This is a genomic window from Serratia sp. 121840015-1 (assembly GCF_053627655.1).
Window position 1 is genome coordinate 2465481 of the sequence record NZ_JBSEYF010000001.1, and the last position, 25769, is coordinate 2491249.

The following is a 25769-nucleotide window of genomic DNA, read 5'->3' on the forward strand; positions in this document are numbered from 1 at the left end:
CTCATTGATAACGAATCGCCGGGTTGATCGCCGCGTACAGCATATCCACCAGCAGGTTGATCAGGATGAACTCCAGCGAGAACAGCAGCACCTCAGCCTGGATCACCGGGTAATCGCGCATCTCCACCGAGTCCACCAGCAACCGCCCCAACCCCGGCCAGTTGAACACCTTCTCCACCACGATCGAACCGCCTAGCAGGAAGCCGAACTGCAACCCCATCATGGTCACCACCGGGATCATCGCGTTGCGCAGGCCGTGTTTCATCACCACCACGCTTTCCCGCACGCCCTTGGCGCGCGCGGTGCGCATGTAGTCCTCCTGCAGCACCTCGACGAACGAAGCGCGGGTGAAGCGCGCCATCACCGCCGCCACCGCCGCCCCCAGGGTGATCGAAGGCAGAATGTAGTGCCGCCAGCTGTCGGCGCCCACCGTCGGCAGCCACCCCAGCTCGACCGAGAACACCTGCATCAGCAGCATGCCGAGCGCAAAGGCCGGGAACGAGATCCCCGACACCGCCAGCGTCATGCCGAGGCGATCCGGCCAGCGGTTGCGCCACACCGCCGACACCACGCCGATCGCCAGGCCGAACGCCACCGCCCACAGCATGCTGGTGACGGTCAGCCAGAAGGTCGGCATAAAGCGCGAGGCGATCTCTTCGCTCACCGGGCGTTTGGACACCATCGAGATGCCGAAGTCGCCCCGCAGCGCGTTGACGAAGAAGTGCGCGAACTGCTGCGGCAGCGGCTTATCCAGCCCCAAATCCTTGCGCACCAGCTGCACCACCGCCTCGTCGGCCTCCGGCCCCGCCGCCAGCCGCGCCGGATCGCCCGGCAACAGGTGGACGAACAGGAACACCAGCACCGCCACGATCAGCAGCGTCGGGATCAGGCCCAGCAGTCGTTTCAGAAAATAATTGAGCATCTCATTCCTTCCCCCGCCCGCCGCCGCTTGGCCGCAGGCGGGGATGGGCGCCTTATTTCAGATCGGCGTTATCAAAGTTGAACGAGGTATCCGGCATCACGTAGAAGCCGCTCAGCTGTTTGCTGTTGGCCGACAACAGACGTTCGGTCGCCAGGAAGATCCAGGGCGCGTCGGTCCAGATGCGATCCTGCGCGTCCTGATACAGTTTCTGCTTCTCGGCGCGATCGGTGGTCGCCAGCGCGTCGGTCAGATCCTTGTCCACCTGCGGATTGCTGTAGAACGCGGTGTTAAACTGCTTCGGCGGCGCCGCCTGGGTAGAGAACAGCGGCGACAGCGCCCAGTCCGCTTCCCCGGTCGAGGCCGACCAGCCGGTGTAGAACAGCCGCACGCCGGTGTCCTTCACCCCGACGCTCTCCACCTGCGCCGCACGCTGCCCGGCATCCATCGCCGTCACCGTCACTTTCACCCCCACCTGCGCCAGCTGCTGCTGGGTGAACTGCAGCACCTTCTGCGCGGTGCTGTGGTTGTGGGAAGACCATAGCGTGGTGGTGAAGCCGTTCGGGTAGCCGGCCTCTTTCAGCAGCTCGCGCGCCTTGGCCGGATCGTACGGCCACGGCTTATAGCGGGCGGCGAAGTCAATGGCCGGCGGCACCGGCCCTTCCGCCGGCACCGCGTAACCGGCGAACGCTACCTTGATCAGCGCGTCCTTGTTGATGGCGTAGTTCAGCGCCTGGCGTACCTTCGGGTTGTCGAACGGCTTTTGGGTGACGTTCATGCTGATGTAACGCTGCAGGATAGACGGGGCGGCCACCACGTCCAGCTTGGCGTTGCCCTCCAGCACCTTGGCCTGCTCGTAGGGGATCGGGAAGGCGAAGGTCGCCTCGCCGGTCTGCAGCATCGCCGCGCGGGTGTTGTTATCCACCACCGGGCGCCAGGTGATGCTGTCGAGCTTCGGCAGCCCCGGCTGCCAGTAGCCGTCGAACTTCTTCACCTTGACGAAATCGGTCTGGTTCCAGGTCACGAACTGATACGGCCCGGTACCGACCGGGTGGAAACCGATCTCTTTGCCGTATTGCTTCAGCGCCGCCGGCGAGATGATCGCCGCCGCCGGGTGCGCCAGGTTGTTGACGAACGCCGAGAACGGCGCCTTCAGCACGATCTTCACCGTATCGGCGTCCACCGCCTCGATTTTGTCGATCATCTTGAACAGGTTGTAGCGCTTGAGGTGGCTGTCCGGGCTGCTGGCGCGATCGAGGTTTACCTTCACCGCCTCGGAGTTGAACGCGGTGCCGTCGTGGAATTTAATCCCCTGGCGCAGTTTGACCGTGTAGGTCAGGCCGTCTTTGCTGACCTCATAGCTGTCCGCCAACACGTTCACCAGCTTCATGTCCTTGTCGAAGCCGAACAGCCCCTGATAGAAAGACTTGGCCACCGCCTGCGACAGCGTGTCGTTGGCGTCGTAAGGATCGAGGGTGGTGAAATTGGAGGCCACGGCGATCACCGCGTCCTTCGCCGCCCAGACCGGGCCGGTTCCCGCCGCCAGCAGTACGGCGGCCAACAGCGCATTGCGTTTGAATGTGTGCTTCATGTCGCTTGTCTCTCCTGAGGTCTTTAAAAAGCACCGGCGATCGGGTGGCGGGCGACAAAGTGCCCGGCGCCAACCTGCACCAGCGGTGCGGTAACGGGTTCATCGCCCAGCGCGCGCACCGGGCTCGGGATCTCATCGGCCGGCAGCGGCTGCCGTTTGTGGGCATGAGCGGGATCGGCCACCGGCACCGCCGCCATCAGCTTGCGGGTGTAGGGGTGTTGCGGATTGTCGAACACCGCCTGCCGTGGGCCAATCTCGACGATCTGCCCGAGGTACATCACCGCCACCCGGTGGCTGATGCGCTCCACCACCGCCATGTCGTGTGAAATAAACAGAAAAGCGATGCCGAACTCGCGCTGCAGATCGAGCAACAGATTGACGATCTGCGCCTGAATCGACACGTCCAGCGCCGAGACCGCCTCGTCGGCGATCACCACTTTCGGGTTCAGCGCCAGCGCACGCGCGATGCAGATACGCTGGCGCTGGCCGCCGGAAAATTCGTGCGGGTAGCGGCGCGCATGCTCCGGCAGCAGGCCGACGCGCTCCAGCAGCCAGGCCACCCGTTGCTCCGCCTCCCGGCCGCGCATCACGTTGTGCACCAGCAGCGGCTCCATGATGGAAAAACCGACCGTCAGGCGCGGATCGAGCGAGGCGTAGGGATCTTGAAAGATGAACTGAATATCGCGCCGCAGGTGCTGCAGCGCCGGCCCCTTCAATTGGTCTATCCGCCGCCCGGCGAAGGTGATGGTGCCGCTCTGGCTGTCCACCAGCTTCAGCAGAGAGCGCCCGGTGGTGGACTTGCCGCAGCCGGACTCGCCCACCAGCCCCAGCGTCTCGCCGGGGTAAAGATCGAAACTGACGTTTTCCACCGCGTGCACCCGGCGAGTGACCCGATTGAACAGTCCACCGCGCAGATCAAAGCGCGTAACCAGATGCTCCACTCGCAGGATCGGCGTAGCGTCTGGCGGTACGGTATCCTGCGGCGCCGTATCCTCCTCGCTGCCCGGCAGCGGAAACTTCGCCGGCAGCGGCCGATCGGCCATCGCCCCCAGCTTCGGCACCGCCGCCAACAGCGCCCGGGTATAGGCCTGTTGCGGCGCGGCAAACAGCTCGCGCACCCGATTCTGTTCCACCTGTTCGCCGCGGCGCATCACCAGCACCCGATCGGCGATCTCCGCCACCACGCCCATGTCGTGAGTGATGAAGATCACCCCCATCTGCATCTCATGTTGCAGCACGCGGATCAGCTGCAGGATCTGCGCCTGAATGGTGACGTCGAGGGCGGTGGTGGGCTCATCGGCGATCAGCAACGCCGGCTTGCAGGAGAGCGCCATGGCGATCATTACCCGCTGGCGCATGCCGCCAGAAAGCTGGTGCGGGTAGCGCCCCAGCACCTCTTTGGCCTCCGGAATACGCACCAGATCGAGCATGCGCAGCGCCTCCTGGCGCGCGCTGCGGTGGTCCATGCCCTGATGCAGGCGCAGCGATTCGGCGATCTGCTCGCCGACCGGAAATACCGGGTTGAGCGAGGTCATCGGCTCCTGGAAGATCATCGCCATGTCGGCGCCGCGCACCGTGCGCAGCGTGCTCTGCGAGGCGCGCGCCAGATCAAGCAGCGCGCCGTCGCGCCGGCGCAGCGTCATGGCGCCGCCGACGATGCGCCCGCCGCCCTGCTCCACCAGCCGCATCAGCCCCAGCGAAGTCACCGATTTGCCGGAGCCGGACTCACCGACGATCGCCAGCGTCTCGCCGCGATCGAGATCGAACGACAGGTTACGCACCGCTGCCACGGCGCCGTCCGGTTGAGGAAAGCTGATGCTCAGATCGCGCACCGTCAGCACCCGCTGCGGCGGCAATGACAACCCGTTGCCGGCGGGCTGGAGTGAAACGTCGGTCATGCACCCTCCCGGTGAACGCTTAGCGGTAAATCCCGACGGACGGCGCATCGCCGACATAGCCAAAACCGCGATACATCCCCTCGCAGTTGAACGGCAGCGCGATATTGCCGTGGCGATCGACGGCGATCATGCCGCCGCTGCCACCGAGCGCCGGCAGCTTCTCCATCACCACCCGATCGCTGGCGGCCTGCAGGCTCAGATCGCCGTATTCGATCAGGGCGGAGACGTCATAGGCCGCCACGCCGCGCATGAAGATTTCACCGGTGCCGGTGCTGGAGACCGCCACCGTGGCGTTGTTGGCATAGCAGCCGGCGCCGATGATCGGCGTGTCGCCTACCCGCCCGGCCTGCTTGTTGGTCATGCCGCCGGTGGAGGTGGCGGCGGCGAGGTTGCCCAACGCATCCAGCGCCACCGCACCGACGGTGCCGAATTTCCGATCGGGATCGAGCGGCTCGCCGGCCTGCGCCGCACCGTCGTGATCGAGCAATACCCGGCCCTGCTCCGCCTGGGCCCGGTGCAGCTGATCGAAACGTTCCTGGGTAAAGAAGAAATCGGGGGTGACCAGTTCCAGGCCGTGGGCCGCGGCAAACTTCTCGGCGCCTTCAGCGGCAAACAGCACGTGTTCGCTGTTTTCCAGCACCGCGCGCGCCGCCAGCACCGGGTTGCGGATGCGGCTGACGCCGGCGACGGCGCCGGCATCGCAGGTGCGGCCGTCCATCACGCAGGCGTCCAGCTCGTGGGTGCCCTGATGGGTGAACACCGATCCTTTACCGGCGTTGAACAGCGGGCACTCTTCGAGTAGCCGCACCGCTTCGGTCACCGCGTCCAGCGCGCTGCCGCCCTGCGCCAATATCGCCTGCCCGGCGGCCACGATCTCGGACAGCGCCTGAATATACTGCCGTTCTTTTTCCGCACTCAGCGCCGCCCGGGTAATTGCGCCCGCGCCGCCATGAATGGCAATCACTGGTTTGCTCATTTGCCTGACACCCTGTGTTAATCCCGCCGTTGCGCAGCGAATAAGCTGAGCGCGGTATCATTATTATTCAGTCTTTTTCGACTCTATTTAACCCGACAGTGGAAGTACAGCATAACGTCCACGCCCCGCTTTTAGCGTAGCGCGCTTAGACCGTTTCGCACCTTGAAATAGCTTATTGGAATAAAAACAGCAGGTTATAAAAAACGGCAAATCGCCGATCCTGCGGCTGAGATTATTGGTAATTTCGCGTGCGGAAATAGCGGCATGGCGTAAGGAAATAAACGTTCGCGCTGAATAACGCTTATTGCGGCGCCCGGCCTGCTGTTTTTTCCCCGGCCGGGCGCAGATGATCCAACGATTAAAAGCCTGATCCAGGCTGTTGTAAAAAGGCCTCTTCTTCCGGCGTGCTGGTGCGCCCCAATATCGCATTGCGATGCGGGTAGCGGCCGAAACGATCGATGATCGCTTTATGCCGCAGCTCGAACTCCAGCTGGTCGCCGTTGTTGAGCTCGGTATACAGCACCAGCGCCTGCTGGTGGATCAGCGGCGATTCCGAATGCATGAACGGCAGATAGAGGAAGCCACGCTGCTCGCGGCTCAGCCGTTCGCACTCGCCGCTGCGGATCGCCTCCTGCGCCAGGATCAGCGCCATGCCGTCGCAGGCGAACGACTGTGGCGTGCCGCGGAACAGGTTGCGGCTGAACTGATCGAGCACGATCACCTCCGCCAGGCGCCCTTCGATGGTATCGCGCCAGTGTGCCAGCTCGCCCGCCGCCGCTGCCCGCCAGATTTCGCCGAAACGGCTGTGCAGCAGACGATCGAAATCGTCGTCCTTTTTAAACCACATGATCGGTTCGATCTCCTCGAACCAGAACTCGATAACCTGTTTATGCATCATGATTCTCCTCTGTTTTGCGCAGTTTATACCCGTTCGCCCCGGCGCCGCAGTACGAAAGATGGCAAGCATAACCCGTTCTCCCCCCCGGCGTTCTCTGCCATAATACCCGCACTTTGTCGCTAATTTAGCGCACCCTGATTACGGAGTTCCCTTTATGGATCATTGCCATACTTCCGATCTCATCTCCCTGGAGCAAGCGCTGGAAAAAATGCTCGGGCAGATCGCCCCGCTGCAGCAGACCGAATCCGTTGCCCTGACCGCCGCCGCCGGCCGCATCACCGCCGCGCCGGTGGTCTCGCCGCTCGACGTGCCGCCGTTCGCCAACTCGGCGATGGACGGCTATGCGCTGCGCCTCGCCGATCTGGCGGCCAATGCGCCGCTGCCGGTCGCCGGGAAGGCCTTCGCCGGTGCGCCGTTCGACGGCCAATGGCCGGCTAACAGCTGCGTACGCATCATGACCGGCGCCCCGATCCCGGCCGGGGCGGACGCGGTGGTCATGCAGGAACAGGCCGAGGTGAGCGACCAGGGCGTGCGTTTTACCGCGCCGGTTGAAGCCGGCCAGAATATCCGTCTGGCGGGTGAAGACATTCGCCGGGGCGCGAGCGTGTTGCCGGCCGGCGTGAAGCTGGGCGCCGCGCAGCTGCCGCTGCTGGCTTCGCTTGGCGTCGCCGAGGTGCAGGTAATGCGTAAGCTGAAGGTGGCGGTGTTCTCTACCGGCGACGAACTGCAGCCGGTCGGCCAGCCGCTGCAGGCGGGCCAAATCTACGACACCAACCGTTTCGCGGTGCGCCTGATGCTGGAACAGCTGGGCTGCGAGGTGCTCGATCTCGGCATTATCCGCGACGATCGCGATGCGCTGCGCGCCGCCTTCGAACGGGCGGACAGCCAGGCCGACGTGGTGATCAGCAGCGGCGGCGTCTCGGTCGGCGAGGCCGACTACACCAAACAGATGCTCGACGAGCTGGGCCAGGTTAGCTTCTGGAAGCTGGCGATCAAACCCGGCAAACCCTTCGCCTTCGGCAAGCTGGGCCACGCCTGGTTCTGCGGCCTGCCGGGCAACCCGGTTTCCGCCGCCCTGACCTTCTACCAGCTGGTGCAGCCGCTGCTGGCGAAGCTGGCCGGCCACAGCGACTGGCGCCTGCCGCCGCGCCTGCGGGCGCGCGCATTGACGCCGCTGAAGAAATCGCCGGGCCGCCTCGATTTCCAGCGCGGCGTGTTCAGCAGCAACGCCGCGGGCGAACTGGAGGTCAGCACCACCGGCCACCAGGGCTCACACGTCTTCAGCTCCTACAGCCAGGGCAACTGTTTCATCGTGCTGGAGCGCGAACGCGGTTCGGTGGCGGTAGGCGAAACGGTGGAGATCGAGCCGTTCAACGCCCTGCTGAGGAGCTGAGCATGCTGCCGGAATTGACCGACGCCGAAGCGCTGCGCTACAACCGCCAGATCGTGCTGCGCGGCTTTGACTTCGACGGCCAGGAGAAGCTGAAGGCCGCCCGCGTGCTGATCGCCGGGCTGGGCGGGCTGGGCTGCGCCGCCGCGCCTTACCTGGCGGCGGCCGGCGTCGGCCATCTGGTACTGGTGGATTTCGACACCGTCTCGCTCTCCAACCTGCAGCGCCAGATCCTGCACCGCGACGCTCGCATCGGCCAGAGCAAAGTCGCCTCCGCCAGGCAGGAACTGAGCGCCATCAATCCACATATCCGCATCGACGCGATCGACGGCCGTTTGGAAGATGAGGCGGTTGCGGCAGAGATCGCCGCCTGCGATCTGGTGCTGGACTGCACCGACAACGTGGCGGCGCGCGACACCCTGAACCGCCTGTGCCACGCGCAGCAGAGGCCGCTGGTTTCCGGCGCGGCGATCCGCATGGAAGGCCAGCTCAGCGTGTTCACCTATCAACCGGGCGAGCCCTGCTACCGCTGCCTGAGCCGGCTGTTCGGCGACAGCGCTCTCACCTGCGTCGAAGCGGGCGTGATGGCGCCGCTGGTCGGCACTATCGGCACCCTGCAGGCGATGGAAGCCATCAAGCTGTTGGCCGACTATGGTCAGCCGCTGCGCGGCAAGCTGTTGATGTTCGATGCGATGAGCATGCAGTTCCGCGAGATGAAACTGCCGAAGGATCCGCACTGCGAGGTGTGCGGCGGGGAATGACGGATAAAAAAAGGGCGGGATAATTCCCGCCCTGATGCGTTGCCGCGAGGGTTACACGATGCCCTGGCTGCGCAGATAGTCTTCGTAGTTGCCGGTAAAGTCGATCACCTTGTTCGGGGTGATTTCCAGAATGCGCGTCGCCAGCGAGCTGACGAACTCACGGTCGTGGGAGACGAAGATCAGCGTGCCTTCGTACATCTCCAGCGCCATGTTCAGCGATTCGATGGATTCCATATCCAGGTGGTTGGTCGGTTCGTCCATCACCAGAATATTCGGGCGCTGCATCATCAGCTTGCCGAACAGCATGCGGCCCTTCTCGCCACCGGACAGCACCTTCACTTTCTTCTTGATGTCGTCCTGGCTGAACAGCAAACGGCCCAGCACGCTGCGCACCGCCTGCTCGTCGTCTTTTTCCTGCTTCCACTGGCTCATCCAGTCGAACACGGTCAGGGTATCGTCGAACTCGTATTCGTGATCCTGCGCGTAGTAACCGATGCGGGCGTTTTCCGACCACTTCACGGTGCCGCTGTCCGGCTGCGCGTCGCCCACCAGCGTTTTCAGCAAGGTGGTTTTACCGATGCCGTTGGCGCCCAGCACCGCAACCTTCTCACCCACTTCCACCATCAGGTTCAGCTTGCTGAACAGCGGGCCGTTGTCGAAGCCCTTGGTGAGCGCTTCCACTTCCAGCGCGTTACGGAACAGCTTCTTGTCCTGATCGAAACGGATGAACGGGTTCTGGCGGCTGGAGGCCTTCACTTCTTCCAGCTGGATCTTGTCGATCTGGCGGGCGCGCGAGGTGGCCTGCTTGGATTTGGAGGCGTTGGCGCTGAAGCGGCTGACGAACGATTGCAGCTCGTTGATCTGCGCCTTCTTCTTGGCGTTGTCGGCCAGCAGACGTTCACGCGCCTGGGTGGCGGCGGTCATGTATTCGTCGTAGTTGCCCGGGTAAACGCGCAGTTCGCCGTAGTCCAGATCCGCCATGTGGGTGCAGACCATGTTCAGGAAGTGACGGTCGTGCGAGATGATGATCATGGTGCTGTTACGTTCGTTCAGCACCTGCTCCAGCCAGCGAATGGTATCGATGTCCAGGTTGTTCGTCGGTTCGTCGAGCAGCAGGATTTCCGGATCGGAGAACAGCGCCTGCGCCAGCAATACGCGCAGCTTCCAGCCCGGCGCGATTTCGCTCATCGGGCCGTAGTGCTGTTCCACCGGAATACCGACGCCAAGCAGCAGTTCGCCGGCGCGCGCTTCGGCGGTGTAACCGTCCATCTCGCCGTAGGCGACTTCCAGATCGGCCACTTTATAGCCGTCTTCCTCGCTCATCTCCGCCATGGCGTAGATGCGGTCGCGCTCTTCCTTCACCGCCCACAGCTCGGTGTGGCCCATGATCACGGTGTCCAGCACGCTGTATTGTTCGAAGGCAAACTGATCCTGACGCAGTTTACCCAGGCGCTCGTTCGGATCGAGGAACACGTTGCCGCCGGTCGGCGCCAAATCGCCGCCGAGGATTTTCATAAAGGTGGACTTGCCGCAGCCGTTGGCGCCGATCAGGCCGTAACGGTTGCCGCCGCCGAATTTAACAGAGATGTTTTCAAACAACGGCTTGCTGCCGAACTGCATGGTGATGTTGTTGGTGCTTAACACAGCGCTCGCTCTTTATACATAGGGAATGTGATTTGGCGCGCATTATGCCACAACGGGGTGCAGAGATCGCGGGAAGTTTTGGTGACATTTTGAGCGGCGCCGACGGATGAATCATACCTGCGTTGGATAATACCGATGAAAGTCACGGGGAGGCTTCGCTCAGCAAACCGTACAATAGCTCGAACAAATTCACAAAACATATTAATTATCGGTATTAATTAAAATAAAAAATGAAATACATTCTCGCCAGATACCGCACCAGGTAAGAATAAATCGCACCTGAATACCTCTTGAGAATCATTGATACAGTCAACACACTTCTATTTAATTCTATTTCTTGCCGACTATCGCCACATATTCTGCTATACGCGACATTTTGTGACCCCCTTCTTAAATGCCAGGATTTTTTCGATTATTAATGCGCTACAGCTCACTAAATCGGCACTAAATCACCTCACTGCCACACGTTATAAATTCAAAAAAAACATATAAATACAAAATCTTAAAAAAATCAAACCCGCGTTATCCCGTTAACCGCCCTCATATTGCACAGGGTTGTACATACAAGTATATGTAAAGGAGACGTTGCCATTCTGTTGCCGCTTCGGGCGGCGGTTATCGCCGTCCCGGATAATGCCACCACGGCCAGAAAATAATAACAACACACCGTCCACCTATCGCGAGAGATAACGATGAACACTGCTGAAAAAACCTTGCCCAAAAGCCAAACGGCAGAGAAAGGCGCGGTAAATTACAAAGTCATTGTCGGCGCCAGCCTGGGCAACGGCCTGGAGATTTTCGACTTCACCGTATACAGCTTCTTTGCCGCCATCATCGGCAAACTCTATTTTCCCAGCGACAGCGCCTACGGCTCTTTGTTGATGTCGGTGGCGGTGTTCGGCGTCGGCTTTATCATGCGCCCGCTGGGCAGCATGGTGCTGGGCGCCTATGCCGACCGGGTCGGCCGCAAGGCCGCCATGCTGATGACCATCGTGCTGATGGGCGTCGGCACCGCCCTGATTGCCTTCGCGCCAACCCATGCGCAAATCGGCGTTCTGGCGCCGGTGCTGATCGTAGTCGGTCGCCTGATTCAGGGCTTCGCCGCCGGCGGTGAAGTGGGCTCAGCGACCACGCTACTGCTGGAGTCCGCCGGGGCCAATCAGCGCGGCTTTTTCGTCAGTTGGCAGGCGATCAGCCAGGGCGTCAGCGCCCTGCTCGGCGCCTCTTGCGGGCTGGCGCTCACCTATTTTCTGTCGGAAGAGGCGCTGTATGCCTGGGGCTGGCGCGTGCCGTTCATCATCGGCCTGCTGATCATTCCGGTCGGCGTCTATATCCGTAAGCACCTGGAAGAGACCTACAGCGGCGAACAGCCGGATCGTGCGCGGGTACCGCTGAATCCGGTATGGGATCTGGTGAGCAACCATGCTAAAGACCTATTGCTGGGTGTGCTGGTCATCATGTCCGGCACCGTGATGGTTTATGTGGTGCTGCTTTACATGCCGACCTACATGATGCAGACCTACCGCATCGCCGGCCCGACCGCCTATCTGTTCAGTTGCATCGCCTCCGTGGTGCAAATCGTGGCGGTCTATTACGCCGGGCGCTATGTCGATCGGATCCAGAATTACAAAAGGCCGCTGCTGTTCTCGATCTTTGCGGCACTGATCCTGATTTACCCAACCTTCTGGTTCCTCAGCGCCACGCAAACCCTGTGGCTGGCGATCGTCTTCCGCATCCTGCTGATCGGCGCGCTGGGCATCAACATGCTGTCCAGCACCATGCTGATCGTCTCGGCGCTGCCGCGCCACGTGCGCGCCACCGGCACCTCGATGATCTACGCCTTCGGCGTGACGCTGTTCGGCGGCTCGGCGCAGCTGATCGTTACCTGGTTGCTGGATGTCAGCGACAACCCGCTGGCGCCGGCGTGGTACGTGACCGGCATGCTGACCGTCAGCCTGATAGCCACTCTGCTGTTCCGGGAGCGCCACACCGAGTAAGGCCCATGGGTGGCCGGTCAGCGCAGCTGCTTCTCCAGCCACGCGCGCATGTCCGCCACCACCCGCGCCATCTCGCTGGCGCCATTTTCACGCCGCATCACATGGTCCAATCCAGCGTAATTGACATAGGTAATGTTCGTTTTGCCGGCGGCCCGCAATTCGTCGATCATATTGTCGACCGCCCCCGGCGAAACGGCGCGATCCTGGTCGCCCTGCACGATCAGCACCGGCGTCTTGATGCTGCGCAGGGTGGCGAGCTGATCGATGTTCAGCATGCCATGCCACCAGGCATAGCCATGATCGCTGGCGTTCAGGGGGAACGGCGGCGCCGTCATCACCTGCTGCAAAAATGCGTTCAGCCCGGCCACCTCTTCCTTCGGCGCGTCGGCAGCGCTGTGGCGCACGTCGTCGATAAACCAGCGCCCGCCACCGCTGAACGCGAGGGTGGCATCAATCCGGCCCGAGGAGGCCGTCACCAGATTGGCGATCACCGCCCCTTCGCTGCCTCCCAGCACCGCGACCTTTTGATAGCCGTTGCGCGCAATCACCGCCTGCAGCACCTGGGTGACATCGCTCACCCGCCGCTGCGGCGTGTCATGCTGCACAAAAGCGTCCGGGCAATCCTGCCGCGGGACTTCTTCGCGGTACGGCAACCGGTCGTCGATGCCGTATTTCTCCACCGTCAGCAGGTCTGCGGCGGGGAACACCTGCCGCAACGGCGCCAGCAGGCGGATATGCCGTACGCTGTTGCAATCCGATCCTTGCAGGATCACCAACAGCGCCGCCGACGATTGCCCGGGCACCGCGGCGTCCAGATAGTAATGAATACTCGAACCGTCTTCCCTGGGCAGCGTCAGCGCCGCAGGTTGCGCCATCGCCAGCCCGCTCCACAGCGCCAATGCGCTCAGCATACCCGTCGCCAGTCTCATTACTTGCTCCTCTTCCCTGTTACGTTCGGTTAATTCGCCTTTTCTGGTCTACGCTTCATGCCAACCACTTTTCTGACAGGGAAGCGCTACCATGCCGCACCTCTATAACACCGCGCTGCTGATCGGCGCCGCGCTGAGCGCCATCGCCGCGCTGCTGCATATCTGGGTGATCGCCGCCGGGCCGCGCGGCTACCGGCTATGCGGCGCCGGCGATCGCTTCATTAAGGCGGCGGAAGCGGGTAAAAAGTTCCCGGCCGTCGTCACCGCCGGTATCGCGCTGGTGCTGTTTATTTGGTCGCTGTATGCGCTTTCCGGCGCGGGCCTGATCGCGCCGCTGCCGCTGCTGCGGCCCGCGCTGTTTATCATTACCTTCATCTACCTGCTGCGCGGCGTCGCCGGCCCCTTCGCCCTTCGCGATACCGGCCGCAGCCAGCGCTTTATCGTCGTCAGCTCGCTGATTTGCCTCGGCTTCGGGCTGGTGCATCTGCTGGGGATGACGCAGCGCTGGGGGGCGTTGGCGTAACGCCCTGTTCCTGCAAGACGGCAATAAACGCCTGCGCGGCGGCGCTGCGGTAAGCGCCTTTGCGCTGCAGCCACACCGCCTGCCGCACCGGCATGGCGTTGGCCAATGCCACTTTTTTCAACTGCCGATTCTCGCGCGCAATGGCGGCCGGCAGCAGCGTGGCGAGCTGCCCGCGCCGCACGATCTCGACGATGGCGCCCAGCGCGTTGGCCTCCACCGCCACCTGCGGCCGAAATCCCAGCTGCGTGCAGTAGCGATCGATAAACTGCCGCGTGGCGAAGTCGCCGCTCAGCAAGGCCAGCGGCAGATGTTGCCACTCCGCCAGCGTCAGCGGCCGGCGATGAGACGCCAGGGGATGGTCGGCGCCGACCATCAGCTCCAGCGTCTCGCTGAACAACGCCGCCGCTTCCACCTCCGCCGACTGCGCCATCTCGAAGGCGATGCCCAGATCCAGCCTATCCTGCGCCAGCAGCGCCTCAATTCGCTCTTGCGCCATCTCCTCGATGCTCAGGGTAATCCCCGGGTAGCGGCGGTAGAACGCATCGATCGTCGGCCCCACCAGATAGGCGGTGAAGGTCGGCGTCATCGCCAGCCGCAAATGGCCGCGCGCCAGCGTCGCCACGTCATGGATCGCCCGCGCGCCGGCGTCCAGATCTTGCAGCGCCAAGCGCGCATAGCGCATCCACGCCTCACCGGCGTCGGTCAGGCGCACGGCTCTGCCGCTGCGATCGAACAGCGGCGCCCCCAGTGTGTCTTCCAGCTGCTTGATCTGTTGAGACAGCGTCGGTTGCGAGACGTGCAGCGCTTCGGCGGCGCGGGTGAAGTTGCCCTGTTCGGCAACGGCCAGAAAATAACGGATGTGTCGCAGCAGCATAGCGCCCCAGCTATTAGTAAAACCTATAGCTGGCATTATAAATGGGTCTTAGACCCTATAGCCAGAAGCGTTCATCATGCCGCCATCGCATAACGACACCCAATGGAGAAACGGATGAAAGAGGTGATTGAAGGCTTCCTGAAGTTCCAGCGCGAAGCCTTTGTTGAACGCACGGCGCTGTTTCAGCAGTTGGCGACCCGCCAAAACCCGCGCACCCTGTTTATCTCATGTTCCGACAGCCGCCTGGTACCGGAGCTGGTCACCCAGCGCGAGCCGGGGGATCTGTTCGTGATCCGCAACGCCGGTAACATCGTGCCTTCTTTCGGCCCCGAACCCGGCGGGGTTACCGCCTCGGTCGAGTACGCCGTCGCCGCGCTGGGCGTGGAGGATATCGTGATCTGCGGCCATTCCGACTGCGGCGCGATGACCGCCATCGCCACCTGCCAGTGCCTGGAGCACCTGCCGACGGTCGCAGGCTGGCTGCGTTACGCCGATTCCGCGAAGGCGGTCAATCAGGCTTATCCGCACGCCTCCGACGAGGCCCGGGTCGCGTCGATGGTGCGCGAAAACGTCATCGCCCAGCTCAACAACATCAAAACGCACCCTTCCGTCGCCCTGGCGCTGGATCAGGGCCGCCTGACGCTGCACGGCTGGGTCTATGACATCGCCAGCGGCGCTATCGAGGCGCTGGACGGCGAAACCCGCCGCTTCGTGCCGCTCGCCACCCATCCCGACGTGACCGCCACCCCGGCGATCGCCCGTTTTTAAGCCAACAAAAGGAGCTAACATGACACACTCTCTGCACAACGCCGCCCCGCGCGAAGAGCTCACTGACACCATTATGGCCGCCAAGATCCGCCATAACCTGACTTTCGACGCGCTGGCCGAGGGCACCGGTCTCAGCCTGGCGTTCGTCACCGCCGCGCTGCTGGGGCAGCATGCGCTGCCGGAACCGGCGGCGCGCACGGTAGCGGCCAAGCTGGGGCTGGACGAAGAGGCGGTGCTGCTGCTGCAAACCATCCCGCTGCGCGGCAGCATTCCCGGCGGCGTGCCGACCGATCCGACCATTTATCGCTTCTATGAAATGCTGCAGGTTTACGGCTCCACGCTGAAAGCGCTGGTGCACGAGCAGTTCGGCGACGGCATCATCAGCGCCATCAACTTCAAGCTGGATATCAAAAAGGTCGCCGATCCGGACGGTGGCGAACGCGCAGTGATCACCCTGGACGGCAAATACCTGCCGACCAAGCCTTTCTGATTGGCCTTGCGCCGGCGGCCCGCGCCGCCGGCAAATTGACAGCCAACCGGCCATTGGCTACATTAACTGCGCTGAAACGCCGTCCTGGCGTTTTTCACTGCCCGAGGCCTGTATGTTGGAGATTGTAACCACCCGATAGTCGCTTCCTTGCCGTATGGCGAGGGACTCTGACGTATCCGACGCGCGTTTGCGCGGGGATGCGCGTATCTGGGGTTATTACAGGATCTCCCAACATGAACATTTCCAAAGCGGAACAACGCGTGCTGCACGTGTTGGCCAAAGGCGGCTATATCGCCTTCACCCGCAACGACGCCGGTCGCGTCACCCACGTCGAATGCTACACCCGCGAAGGGCTCGGCCTGGCCGACTGCTCACTGGCCGTCTTCACCAAACTCAAAACCAAACGCCTGATCCTCTCTCGCCAGGGGCGCCCTTATCGCGTCACCTTCGCCGGGCTCAAGGCCGTGCGTGCGCAGCTGGATAACCGTTAATCATCGATACCGGCCGGGCAGGTAGCCCGGTCGGCTCAGCCTTATTTAATCAGGATACAACCATGAACATCACTTTACGCCACGAAACGCCGGCCGACGTCGACGCCATCGCCACCCTGACCGCCGCCGCGTTCCTGCATGCCGAACACAGCAGCCACACCGAGCAGTTTATCGTCAACGCGCTGCGTGCGGCAGGCGCTCTCACCCTGTCGCTGGTCGCTGAGCACAATGGCACACCGATCGGGCACGCGTCCGTCTCGCCGGTCACACTCAGCAACGGCACCGCCGGTTGGTACGGGCTGGCGCCGGTGTCGGTGCTGCCGGCCAGTCAGAACCGGGGGATCGGCAGCCGGCTGATCCGCCAGCTATTGGCCGAGCTGCAGGAACGGCACGCCGCAGGCTGCGTGGTGCTGGGCGATCCGAACTATTACGGCCGTTTCGGCTTCCAGGCGCAGACCGCGCTGACCCTGCCGGACGTGCCGCAAGACTACTTCCGCGCCATCGCCTTCCAGGGCGCGCTGCCGTGTGCGGAAGTCGCCTTCCACAACGCGTTTAACGCCGAATCCTAACCTTGTTGCCGGCGCCGTCATGGCGCCGGTTTTCAGTTCTGTTCGCCATAACGCAAAACGGTCATCCCTTCCTCTTCCGTCGGGGAAACAAAGTACTGTGCCAGGCGCTCAAACTCCGCTTCGCTCAGTGTAAACGGATGCTCGCCGCGCGCGTTTCTCAGTGTTATCCGGCTCAGGCACTGCGCATGGCTGACGTCGAGAAAATGCAGGCAGTGCGCGACGCCGGCTTCCTCCGCCAACGCTTTGGCCCAGCGCCGCCTGTCCGGCGTATTCATCGGGAAATCGAGCGCCACGGACCAGCCGCCGCGCAGCAACTGAACGAGGTGCCCGCCCAGCGCCCGCCGTAACCGTTCGGAACAGCGCGCATAGTCTTGCAAGCTGGCCATCTCCTGTTCATACAGCGTCGCCAGCCACGCATCTTCGACCAGCAACAGCGTTTGCGGTTGCTGCGCCAAACGCTGCGCCAGCGTCGATTTGCCTGCGCCGGCCTTGCCGCACATCAGGTGTAAAACTGCAGGGTAGGTTTTCATGCCGTTCTCCGGTCGTTGCCGGAAGGGGATAAAAAAACCCGCCTTGCCGGCGGGTTTTTTATTGGCGACACACGCGCTATCCCACCACACGAAGCATGGTGATAATAATTTGCGCGAATGGGCGATAGGATCTTTTCATAACTAAGGAATATGACAACCGTGCGCCGTTGTCAATTCGCCGTCATCAATCCCTGTTCTCGCACAAACTCGGTGAATAAACTCACTTTCTGCTGCACATGCCGGCGCGTCGGGTAAACAGCGAAGACCTGATGCGCTTCGGCAATCTGTTCAGGGAACAGCCGCACCAGCCTGCCGGCGGCGATTTCGGGATCCGCCACGAACGACGGCAGCGAACCGATGCCCAGTCCCGCCACCAGCATGTCCCGCAGCATCAGGCTGTTGTTGGCGATCAATCGGGGAGTGAACGTCACGCTCAGGCCCTCCTCGCCGGCGGTGAACTGCCACTGCCCCGGCCTTTCCGCCAGGGAATAGGCCAGACAGCTGTGACGCGGCAAGTCATTCGGCGTTTGCGGCACGCCGTGCTGCGCCAAATAGCCGGGTGCGGCGCAAATTCGCTGGTGCACTTCACCCAGTGCCCGGGCACTGAGGGAAGAATCCGGCAGCCGTCGGCGAATGCGCAAGGAAATGTCGAAACCGGCCGCCACCACGTCCAATACCCTGTCGTCCAGCGTCAGTTCCACCTGCAGCTGCGGGTAGCGTTGCATAAACGGCGGCAGCAGCGGCGACAGCACCGTCAGGCCGAACGAGAGCGGCGCATTGACCCGCAGCGTGCCGGAGACCTGCTGCGCACTGGCTGCAACCGTCTGCTCCAGCGCGTCAAACTCGCCAAGCAACCGACAGGCTTCCTGGTAATAGAGCTGCCCGGCTTCGGTCAGGCTCATGCTGCGGGTGGTGCGCACCAGCAACAATGTCCCCAACCGGTTCTCCAACTGCTTAATCTGCTTGCTCAACGCCGCCGGCGTGATCGCCAAATCCTCCGCCGCCTTATAAAAACTGTTGCGCTCAACCACGCGGCGAAAGGCGCGCATCGTCAGTAACACGTTCACATTATGTCCCATTGGTTAATTATGAATTCAATAAAACACAGATTATTAACCTCAACAACCTCAGTAGACTTTATTCAACCGCTTCCCTGAGTGGGAAGTGAATTTAATCTACTGATAATCATGGAGTTAATAATGAAAAAGACCCTGTTCGCCCTGATGCTCGGCCTGAGCGCCGCCGCCGCCCCCGTCGCCGCGTTGGCGCAATCCCCCGCCGCCGACAGCCGCCAGGCGGGTTATGTGCAGCCGCTGACGGCCGAGAACAGTCTGCTGCTGCTGGTCGATCTACAGGACATGTTCGGCATGACCATTTCCTCTATCGACCAAACCAACCTGGTCAATAACGCCGCCGGCATCGCCAAGGCCGCCAAGGTGTTTAACGTGCCGACCATTCTGGCCTCGGCCAACGCCAAAAGCTTCGCCGGGCCGGTATTCCAGCAGGTGACGCAGGCACGCCCGGACCTGCAGGTGTACGATCGCACCGCCATCAACGTCTGGCAGGATCGGCGCGTGGTGGATCTGATCAAACAATCCGGCCGCAAGAAAATCATCATCGGCGGGCTGTGGACCGCCAGCTGCGTGATGCTGCCGGCGCTGTCCGCCCTGGGCGAGGGATATGAGGTTTATATTCTGTCGGACGTCACCGGCGACATTACGCCAGACAGCCAAAACAACGCCATGCAGCGCCTGATACAGGCGGGCGCCACGCCCATCAACTGGGTGGCGTTGATGCTGGAATGGCAGCAGGACTGGAGCCGCAAAGCCACGGCGGGAGGCGTATTGCAGATCGCCCGCGACCACGGCGCTGCCTGGGGGATGGGCGCCAGCTACGCCGGGGCGATGAAGGTGGGCAGCGAAGCGAAATAACGGGCGAAGAAAGCCCGCCGGCGGCGGGCTTTCTTCAGGTGCGGTGATAGCCACGGCTATCCTGCGGCGCCTGGTCGCGTCTCTCCAGCCCGTAGTCCCGCACCACCTCCGCCACCCGCAGCCGATACTGCGCCAGCACCTCGCCACGGCCGCGCGCCTGCGCCGCCCGGTGCTGCTCGAGATTGCGCCACTGCTGCACCGCCGCCTCGTCGCGCCAGAAGGAGAGCGACAGCAGGCGCGCAGGATCGGCCAGGCTTTGAAAACGCTCGATGGAAATGAATCCATCGATCTGCGCCAGCAGCGGCTTCAGCTCCGCCGCCAGCGCCAGATAGGTATCACGCTGCCCGTCGGCGGCCTGCAGTTCAAAAATCACGGCGATCATTATCGTTTCCTCTCAACGGTAAAATTCCGGTACGCGCGCATTGTAGGAATGGCGCCACCGCACCGATTCCAACGCCCGCTCATCAATATTCAGCGAACACAGATGCGCCACGCCGCAGCGCGCGATAATCCTCGCCCAGCGTTCGCCCGGGCAGCGGTGTGCCCCTGCGCCGAAGGCCAGTTCGCCGTCGGTGCCGAGCAACAGCAAGACGGTCTGCCCCACGCGCAGCGTACAACCGGCAAGCTGCGTCTCGCGTAAGACGAAACGGCGCGTGTTTTGGATAGGTGGCGTCAGCGCCCGCACCCGATCCAGCGCGGTGTCCACTTCGCCGTTCTGCCGTGCCAGCAAATACGCCTGCCCGAGCCAGCCCGCCGTCGCCTCACAGGCCTGAAACAGCAGGCCGAGCGCATTGGCCGACACAAGCCGGGCGTCGCCGATCTCCCGCACCAGGGCCTGGCGCAGCACGCCATTCCCCGTCGCCAGCCGGGCACAGAGCCGCTGCGCCGCCGCAATGCCGCGTGCCAGCTGCTGCTGCGTGCCGCCGGGCGCGATACAGCGGACAAAGTCCAGGCTGTCGTCGATAAGATGTTGCCACTGCGCTTCAGGCACGCCCAACAATGCGCCGAGGGTGCAGACCGGCAACCCGTAGTTAAAGCGGGTGATCGCCGCCGCCTCGGGGGCCTTTGACGCTAACCGCGCCGCGCACAGTGCCGCGGTTTGCTGAATCAGAGTATCGTCGCAGGAAGCTAACGCCCGCTGCAGCGCCGCCTTAAGCGTGCGATGCTCCTCGCCGTCGCGCATTCGCGCCAGCCCGGCGAAAAGCGGCGCCATCGGCGTCTCCAGCAAGGCCGCCGGCACCGGCTCATCGGCCGGCCGCACGCCGAGATCGGCATTGAGCAGCGCTTCCCTCACCCACTGCGGCGTAGTGGCCACCCAACATTGCCATGCGCTATCCCAGCTCAGGGGCGGCAAGGCGCGATAGTGCATCTGCGGCTCGGCGGCGAGCGCGGCGGCATAAGGACATACGGACATGGTTTTCTCCCTCGGTACCAGATGGCGATAACCACAGGCTAGCGCTGGACGCGCAGTCATACTTCGCCTAACCTCGAAGTATGCATAACATCGACATAGAAGATCGTTTAGCGGCGTTGAGCGCCGCCATCGCCGACCGCACCCGGGCACGCATGCTGTGCCTGTTGATGGATGGGCGCGCCTACACCGCCACCGAGCTCAGCGCGGCGGTCGAGGTCGCCCCGTCCACCGCCAGCGCGCATCTGGCGAAACTGCTGGAGCAGCGGCTGATCGCCTGCGTCAAACAGGGGCGCTATCGCTATTTCCGGCTGGCCGGTCAGCCGGTGGCCGAAGCGCTGGAAGGCCTGATGGCGCTGGCGGGCGTACCGCGCCCGTCGGTGAAAAGCAGCACGCCCACCACGCTGCAATATGCCCGCACCTGCTACGACCACATGGCGGGCGAGGTGGCGGTGAAGCTGCACGATCGGCTGCATGCGCTGAGCTGGCTGAGCGGTGAGGAAGACTACCGGTTAAGCGACGTCGGTCAGGCCGCGCTGGCGCGGCTGGGCGTCGATTGCTCCCCCGCCCCCACCCGCCGCCGCTTCGCCTGCGGCTGCCTGGACTGGAGCGAACGCCGATCTCACCTCGGTGGCGCACTGGGCGCCGCGCTGCTGGCCGCCTTTATTCAACGCGGCTGGATCGTCCGCCGGCTCGACAGCCGCGAGCTGCAGCTGACCCCCGCCGGTAAAAAAGCGCTGGCCGCACATTTTGAGCTCACGGTGTAACCCGGCGGCGGGGTAGTTTTACTGCAATACTCAAGGGGTACGCTTAAGTGACCCCGCCAACCCGAGGAGTTTCCATGCTCGATTCCACCCAATTCCCGATCGTCAAACGCTGGCCGACTCAGCACCCGGAACGGCTGCAGCTCTATTCCCTGCCGACGCCGAACGGCGTCAAAGTGTCCATCATGCTGGAAGAGATCGGCCTGCCTTATGAAGCGCACCTGATCGACATCGGCAACAACGAAACCTGGACGCCGGAATTTCTGGCGCTGAACCCGAACGGCAAGATCCCGGCGATCATCGATCCCGATGGCCCCGGCGGCCGACCGCTGCCGCTGTTCGAATCCGGCGCCATTCTGCTCTACCTGGCGGAAAAGAGCGGCCGTTTCCTGCCGCAGGATCCGGCGCAGCGTTATGAAACCATTCAGTGGGTGTTCTTCCAGATGGCCGCCGTCGGCCCAATGTTCGGCCAGCTCGGTTTCTTTCACAAATTCGCCGGGCGCGAGTATGAAGACAAACGGCCGCTGGAGCGCTACAAGAACGAATCGAAACGCCTGCTCGGCGTGCTGGAAACGCGCCTTGAAGGCCGCGACTGGATCATGGGCGCGGACTACACCATCGCCGATATCTCGCTGCTGGGCTGGGTGCGTAACCTGATCGGCTTTTATGAGGCGCGCGAGCTGGTGGCGTTCGACAGTTTCCCGCGCGTCGCGCAGTGGCTGGAGCGAGGTCTGGCGCGGCCGGCGGTGCAGCGCGGGCTGTCTATCCCGGCGCGCGCGGCCTGACGCCAAACGGGGTGGCCGCCGGGCCATCCCGTCTTTCGCTGTCATAAAATTGTCATCCCTCTGCTCTACTCTCCTTACGTAACAATTTGATGTTATTTACATTGTTGTATTACGACAAGGAGCTTACCCCATGCAACCTGCTGTATCCCTGATCGCCGGCGCCGTGCTGTCCGCCCTGCTCTGTTCTTCCGCCATCGCGGCGGAAACCTCGGCCAATGCCGATGGCCTGACCGAGCGCGCCGCGCGCGGCACCCTCACCGAGCCGGGCGGTGCCCGTCGTCTGGCCGGCGATCAGACCGCCGCGCTGAAGGCGTCGCTGTCGGACAAAACGGTGAAAAACGTGATCCTGCTGATCGGCGACGGCATGGGGGATTCCGAGATCACCGCCGCGCGTAACTACGCCGAAGGCGCAGGCGGTTACTTCAAGGGCATCGACGCTCTGCCGCTGACCGGGCAATACACCCACTACTCGCTGGACAAGAAAACCCACAAACCGGATTACGTAACCGACTCCGCCGCTTCCGCCACCGCCTGGGCCACCGGGGTAAAAACCTATAACGGCGCGCTCGGCGTGGACGTGAACGGCAAAGACCAACCAACGCTGCTGGAGATCGCCAAAGCGGCCGGCAAGGCCACCGGCAACGTCTCCACCGCCGAACTGCAGGACGCCACGCCGGCGGCGCTGGTGTCGCACGTCACCTCGCGCAAATGCTACGGCCCGGAGGAAACCAGCGACAAATGCGCCGCTAACGCGCTGGAAAACGGCGGCCGCGGCTCCATCACCGAGCAGCTGCTGAAAACCCGCGCCGACGTCACGCTGGGCGGCGGCGCGAAATCCTTCAACCAACTGGCGAAAAGCGGCGAATGGCAAGGAAAATCTCTGAAGGACCAGGCGGCAGCGCAGGGTTACCAGTGGGTGAGCAATGCGGATGAACTGCAGGCCGTTACCCTGGCCAATCAGCAAAAACCGCTGCTGGGCCTGTTCGCCGACGGCAACATGCCGGTGCGCTGGCTGGGGCCGAAAGCCAGCTATCACGGCAACCTCGACAAGCCGGCGGTAACCTGCGAAAACAACCCGGCGCGCACCGCGGCCACGCCAACGCTGGCGGCGATGACCGAAAAAGCGATCGCGCTGCTGAAAGACAACCCGAACGGTTTCTTCCTGCAGGTAGAGGGCGCGTCGATCGATAAGCAGGATCACGCCGCCAACCCGTGCGGGCAGATTGGTGAAACCGTCGATCTGGACGAAGCGGTGCAAAAAGCGCTGGCCTTCGCCCGCGCCGACGGCAACACGCTGGTGATCGTCACCGCCGACCACGCGCACTCCAGCCAGATCGTCGCCGCCGACGCCAAAGCGCCGGGCCTGACCCAGACCTTGACCACCAAAGACGGCGCGCCGATGACCCTCAGCTACGGCAACTCGGAAGAAGAATCGCAGGGGCACACCGGCACCCAGCTGCGCGTCGCGGCCTATGGCCCGCACGCCGCCAATGTGGTGGGGTTGACCGATCAGACCGATCTGTTCTTCACCATGCGCGATGCGATGGGCATCAAGTAACCGCCTTGTGAATCCTGGCCGCCCGCAACGGCGGCCATTTATTATTGGTTACCGATGCGTATTTGCAATTTAACCGCAATTATTGTGTGATAACGAAATAACGTTTAATTGCGCGACAATTAACCCCTAAAAATAACGCGGTTATACGGCCTTTCTCCCCTCTCTGTTTATTCCTGCGACAGCAACCGGCCGTTTTTTGCTTATATTCATTTTTTTTAGTTACAAAAGTAGTTTTTAACATTCTCGCAAACAATAATACCCCGCCAGTAACGTGAACCGATCAATTTGCATCCGGACGGCCTGCAATAGTTCACTTTTCGTTAAAAACCCTATTAACAAAAAGGCATTATCGCTGCCTATCGGCTCACGCCGGGCGGTCGGCTTCATTATTTTCCAGGGTAACTCCCGCTAAATTCTTTCACCTGCAATGAGTAGAATTTACACACAAGAGATTTAATTCAATGAGAAAATTACTCGTCCTGATTTTCAGTCTCAGCCTGTTTAGCGTTACGCAGCAGGCAGCGGCTGAAGAGAAGAATAAAACCGTCGACGTGGTGTTGATCGGCGGCGGCATCATGAGCGCGACCTTGGGTACCTATCTGCATGAGCTGGAGCCGACCTGGACCATCGACATGTACGAGCGCATGAACGGCGTGGCGGAAGAGAGCTCCAACGGCTGGAACAACGCCGGTACCGGCCACTCCGCCTTCAGCGAAATGAACTACACGCCGGAAAAAGCCGATGGCACCATCGACATCAGCAAGGCGGTGAAGGTCAACGAGTCTTTCGAAATCTCCCGCCAGTTCTGGTCTTATCAGGTGAAGAACGCTGTCCTGAAAGATCCGAAATCCTTCATTAACAGCGTGCCGCACATGAGCTTCGTGTGGGGTGACGACAACGTCAACTTCCTGCGTAAACGCTACGCGGCGCTGCAGCACAGCACCCTGTTCCGCGGCATGGAATACTCCGAAGATCCTGCGCAAATCAAACAGTGGGCGCCACTGGTGATGAACGGCCGCGATCCGGCGCAGAAAATCGCCGCGACCCGCATGCCGCTGGGTACCGACGTTAACTTCGGCGTGATCACCCACCAGCTGGTTGACGCGCTGAGCACCAGCGACAAGTTCAAGCTGAACCTGAGCCACGAAGTGCGCGACATCAAGCGCAACGCCGACCAGACCTGGAGCGTGACCGTTGCCGATCTGAACCGCGACGGTAAAGAAACCACCGTTAACGCCAAGTTCGTGTTCATCGGCGCCGGCGGCGCGTCCCTGACCCTGCTGCAGAAATCCGGCATCCCAGAAGCCGACGGCTACGGCGGCTTCCCGGTCGGCGGCCAGTTCCTGGTCACCACCAACCCGGCGATCGCCAACCAGCACCTGGCCAAAGTGTATGGCCTGGCCAGCGTAGGTTCGCCGCCGATGTCCGTGCCGCACCTGGATACCCGCATGCTGGACGGCAAGCGCGTGCTGCTGTTCGGGCCGTTCGCCACCTTCTCCAGCAAGTTCCTGAAGAACGGTTCGCTGTTCGATCTGATGCACTCGCTGAGCACCTCGAACCTGATGCCGATGACCCACGTTGGTCTGGATAACTTCGATCTGGTGAAATACCTGGTCGGCCAGCTGATGATGAACGACGACGATCGCTTCGCCGCGCTGAAAGAGTACTTCCCGGACGCCAAGCAGGAAGACTGGAAGCTGTGGACCGCAGGCCAGCGCGTACAGATCATCAAGAAAGACGCAGATAAAGGCGGCGTGCTGCAGTTCGGCACCGAAGTCGTCAGCTCTGAAGACGGCAGCATCGCCGCTCTGCTGGGCGCTTCGCCGGGCGCTTCCACCGCTGCGCCAATCATGCTGCACCTGATGGAAACCGTGTTCAAAGACAAAGTGGCGACGCCGGAATGGCAGAGCAAGCTGAAAGAGATCATCCCGTCCTACGGCCACAAGCTGAACGGCGATATCGAGATGACCAACAAGATCCGCGGCTACACCAGCAGCGTACTGGGTCTGAACTACATTGAAGTGAAGCCGGAAACTAACTGATTTTCCACTCGTTTCCTGCTGAAAAGGCCG

25 protein-coding genes are annotated in these 25769 nt (G+C 62.3%); 13 read left to right on the top strand and 12 right to left on the bottom strand.

Going from position 1 to position 25769, the window contains the following annotated elements:
• Nucleotide 1: 1 nt before the first annotated feature.
• The 5 genes from gsiC to ACUXAC_RS11960 form a co-directional block, all read right to left on the bottom strand.
• Complete coding sequence (gsiC, locus tag ACUXAC_RS11940) at nucleotides 2-922, bottom strand: glutathione ABC transporter permease GsiC (RefSeq protein WP_038880960.1); 921 nt, start codon at nucleotides 920-922, stop codon at nucleotides 2-4.
• 52 nt (nucleotides 923-974) lie between these two features.
• On the bottom strand, nucleotides 975-2510 hold the full coding sequence (gene gsiB, locus ACUXAC_RS11945) for a glutathione ABC transporter substrate-binding protein GsiB (RefSeq protein ID WP_387444438.1): 1536 nt from the start codon (nucleotides 2508-2510) through the stop codon (nucleotides 975-977).
• A gap of 23 nt (nucleotides 2511-2533) precedes the next feature.
• On the bottom strand, nucleotides 2534-4408 hold the full coding sequence (locus ACUXAC_RS11950) for a dipeptide ABC transporter ATP-binding protein (protein WP_454266669.1): 1875 nt from the start codon (nucleotides 4406-4408) through the stop codon (nucleotides 2534-2536).
• 19 nt (nucleotides 4409-4427) lie between these two features.
• Nucleotides 4428-5384 (bottom strand): isoaspartyl peptidase/L-asparaginase family protein, encoded by a 957-nt coding sequence (locus tag ACUXAC_RS11955; protein ID WP_169318187.1) that lies wholly within the window; start codon nucleotides 5382-5384, stop codon nucleotides 4428-4430.
• Nucleotides 5385-5742: 358 nt separating this feature from the next.
• The gene (locus ACUXAC_RS11960) at nucleotides 5743-6279 is read right to left on the bottom strand and encodes a DUF924 family protein (RefSeq protein ID WP_063988863.1); all 537 of its coding nucleotides are present in this window, start codon (nucleotides 6277-6279) and stop codon (nucleotides 5743-5745) included.
• Nucleotides 6280-6436: 157 nt separating this feature from the next.
• On the opposite strand from ACUXAC_RS11960, the gene moeA reads away from it, so the two are divergent.
• Entirely contained in the window at nucleotides 6437-7675 is a 1239-nt protein-coding gene (moeA, locus tag ACUXAC_RS11965) for a molybdopterin molybdotransferase MoeA (protein WP_047728154.1), read from the top strand.
• Between the two features lie 2 nt (nucleotides 7676-7677).
• Nucleotides 7678-8433: a molybdopterin-synthase adenylyltransferase MoeB gene (moeB, locus tag ACUXAC_RS11970; protein WP_070913996.1), complete on the top strand. Its 756-nt coding sequence runs from the start codon at nucleotides 7678-7680 to the stop codon at nucleotides 8431-8433.
• Nucleotides 8434-8484: 51 nt separating this feature from the next.
• Here the strand turns inward: moeB and ACUXAC_RS11975 are convergent, their stop codons facing one another.
• On the bottom strand, nucleotides 8485-10077 hold the full coding sequence (locus ACUXAC_RS11975) for an ABC-F family ATPase (protein ID WP_033637709.1): 1593 nt from the start codon (nucleotides 10075-10077) through the stop codon (nucleotides 8485-8487).
• 692 nt (nucleotides 10078-10769) lie between these two features.
• On the opposite strand from ACUXAC_RS11975, the gene ACUXAC_RS11980 reads away from it, so the two are divergent.
• Nucleotides 10770-12074: an MFS transporter gene (locus ACUXAC_RS11980; protein WP_060421373.1), complete on the top strand. Its 1305-nt coding sequence runs from the start codon at nucleotides 10770-10772 to the stop codon at nucleotides 12072-12074.
• Between the two features lie 17 nt (nucleotides 12075-12091).
• On the opposite strand, the gene ACUXAC_RS11985 is transcribed toward ACUXAC_RS11980, so the two are convergent.
• Nucleotides 12092-13003, bottom strand: coding sequence for an alpha/beta hydrolase family protein (locus ACUXAC_RS11985; protein ID WP_159317828.1), 912 nt, complete (start codon nucleotides 13001-13003; stop codon nucleotides 12092-12094).
• Nucleotides 13004-13094: 91 nt separating this feature from the next.
• Between ACUXAC_RS11985 and ACUXAC_RS11990 the strand changes: the two genes are divergently transcribed.
• The gene (locus ACUXAC_RS11990) at nucleotides 13095-13526 is read left to right on the top strand and encodes a hypothetical protein (RefSeq protein ID WP_033637706.1); all 432 of its coding nucleotides are present in this window, start codon (nucleotides 13095-13097) and stop codon (nucleotides 13524-13526) included.
• On the opposite strand, the gene cynR is transcribed toward ACUXAC_RS11990, so the two are convergent.
• Nucleotides 13450-14400 (bottom strand): transcriptional regulator CynR, encoded by a 951-nt coding sequence (gene cynR, locus ACUXAC_RS11995; RefSeq protein WP_060421369.1) that lies wholly within the window; start codon nucleotides 14398-14400, stop codon nucleotides 13450-13452. The two genes, ACUXAC_RS11990 and cynR, sit on opposite strands and share 77 nt — an antisense overlap.
• A gap of 114 nt (nucleotides 14401-14514) precedes the next feature.
• Between cynR and ACUXAC_RS12000 the strand changes: the two genes are divergently transcribed.
• From ACUXAC_RS12000 to ACUXAC_RS12015, 4 genes are all read left to right on the top strand, one after another.
• The gene (locus ACUXAC_RS12000; protein WP_048233124.1) at nucleotides 14515-15168 is read left to right on the top strand and encodes a carbonic anhydrase; all 654 of its coding nucleotides are present in this window, start codon (nucleotides 14515-14517) and stop codon (nucleotides 15166-15168) included.
• A 19-nt stretch (nucleotides 15169-15187) separates the two neighbouring features.
• Nucleotides 15188-15658, top strand: coding sequence for a cyanase (gene cynS / locus ACUXAC_RS12005; protein WP_225528996.1), 471 nt, complete (start codon nucleotides 15188-15190; stop codon nucleotides 15656-15658).
• A gap of 233 nt (nucleotides 15659-15891) precedes the next feature.
• The gene (locus tag ACUXAC_RS12010) at nucleotides 15892-16149 is read left to right on the top strand and encodes a YjhX family toxin (RefSeq protein ID WP_004939031.1); all 258 of its coding nucleotides are present in this window, start codon (nucleotides 15892-15894) and stop codon (nucleotides 16147-16149) included.
• 62 nt (nucleotides 16150-16211) lie between these two features.
• On the top strand, nucleotides 16212-16718 hold the full coding sequence (locus tag ACUXAC_RS12015; RefSeq protein ID WP_225528997.1) for a GNAT family N-acetyltransferase: 507 nt from the start codon (nucleotides 16212-16214) through the stop codon (nucleotides 16716-16718).
• Nucleotides 16719-16750: 32 nt separating this feature from the next.
• Here ACUXAC_RS12015 and ACUXAC_RS12020 read toward each other — a convergent pair whose 3' ends face one another.
• Together ACUXAC_RS12020 and ACUXAC_RS12025 are read right to left on the bottom strand one after the other, a co-directional pair.
• A complete protein-coding gene (locus tag ACUXAC_RS12020) occupies nucleotides 16751-17248 on the bottom strand; it encodes an AAA family ATPase (RefSeq protein ID WP_225528998.1) in 498 nt (165 codons plus the stop codon).
• A gap of 170 nt (nucleotides 17249-17418) precedes the next feature.
• A complete protein-coding gene (locus ACUXAC_RS12025) occupies nucleotides 17419-18315 on the bottom strand; it encodes a LysR substrate-binding domain-containing protein (protein WP_454266670.1) in 897 nt (298 codons plus the stop codon).
• Between the two features lie 132 nt (nucleotides 18316-18447).
• Between ACUXAC_RS12025 and ACUXAC_RS12030 the strand changes: the two genes are divergently transcribed.
• Nucleotides 18448-19179 carry an isochorismatase family protein gene (locus ACUXAC_RS12030; protein WP_079656354.1) on the top strand — a complete coding sequence of 244 codons (732 nt, stop codon included), beginning with the start codon at nucleotides 18448-18450 and terminating at the stop codon, nucleotides 19177-19179.
• A gap of 34 nt (nucleotides 19180-19213) precedes the next feature.
• Here the strand turns inward: ACUXAC_RS12030 and ACUXAC_RS12035 are convergent, their stop codons facing one another.
• Both ACUXAC_RS12035 and ACUXAC_RS12040 read right to left on the bottom strand, forming a co-directional pair.
• Nucleotides 19214-19561, bottom strand: coding sequence for an antibiotic biosynthesis monooxygenase family protein (locus ACUXAC_RS12035; protein ID WP_060440380.1), 348 nt, complete (start codon nucleotides 19559-19561; stop codon nucleotides 19214-19216).
• A 12-nt stretch (nucleotides 19562-19573) separates the two neighbouring features.
• Complete coding sequence (locus tag ACUXAC_RS12040) at nucleotides 19574-20593, bottom strand: cytochrome P450 (RefSeq protein ID WP_169318180.1); 1020 nt, start codon at nucleotides 20591-20593, stop codon at nucleotides 19574-19576.
• An 80-nt stretch (nucleotides 20594-20673) separates the two neighbouring features.
• Here ACUXAC_RS12040 and ACUXAC_RS12045 point away from each other — a divergent pair, with 80 nt between their 5' ends.
• From ACUXAC_RS12045 to ACUXAC_RS12060, 4 genes are all read left to right on the top strand, one after another.
• A complete protein-coding gene (locus ACUXAC_RS12045) occupies nucleotides 20674-21357 on the top strand; it encodes an ArsR/SmtB family transcription factor (RefSeq protein ID WP_421115199.1) in 684 nt (227 codons plus the stop codon).
• Between the two features lie 74 nt (nucleotides 21358-21431).
• Complete coding sequence (locus ACUXAC_RS12050; RefSeq protein WP_387444417.1) at nucleotides 21432-22139, top strand: glutathione S-transferase N-terminal domain-containing protein; 708 nt, start codon at nucleotides 21432-21434, stop codon at nucleotides 22137-22139.
• A 130-nt stretch (nucleotides 22140-22269) separates the two neighbouring features.
• The gene (gene phoA / locus ACUXAC_RS12055; protein ID WP_159317824.1) at nucleotides 22270-23697 is read left to right on the top strand and encodes an alkaline phosphatase; all 1428 of its coding nucleotides are present in this window, start codon (nucleotides 22270-22272) and stop codon (nucleotides 23695-23697) included.
• Between the two features lie 461 nt (nucleotides 23698-24158).
• Nucleotides 24159-25739 carry a malate:quinone oxidoreductase gene (locus ACUXAC_RS12060; protein ID WP_047728189.1) on the top strand — a complete coding sequence of 527 codons (1581 nt, stop codon included), beginning with the start codon at nucleotides 24159-24161 and terminating at the stop codon, nucleotides 25737-25739.
• The last annotated feature ends 30 nt before the right edge of the window (nucleotides 25740-25769 follow it).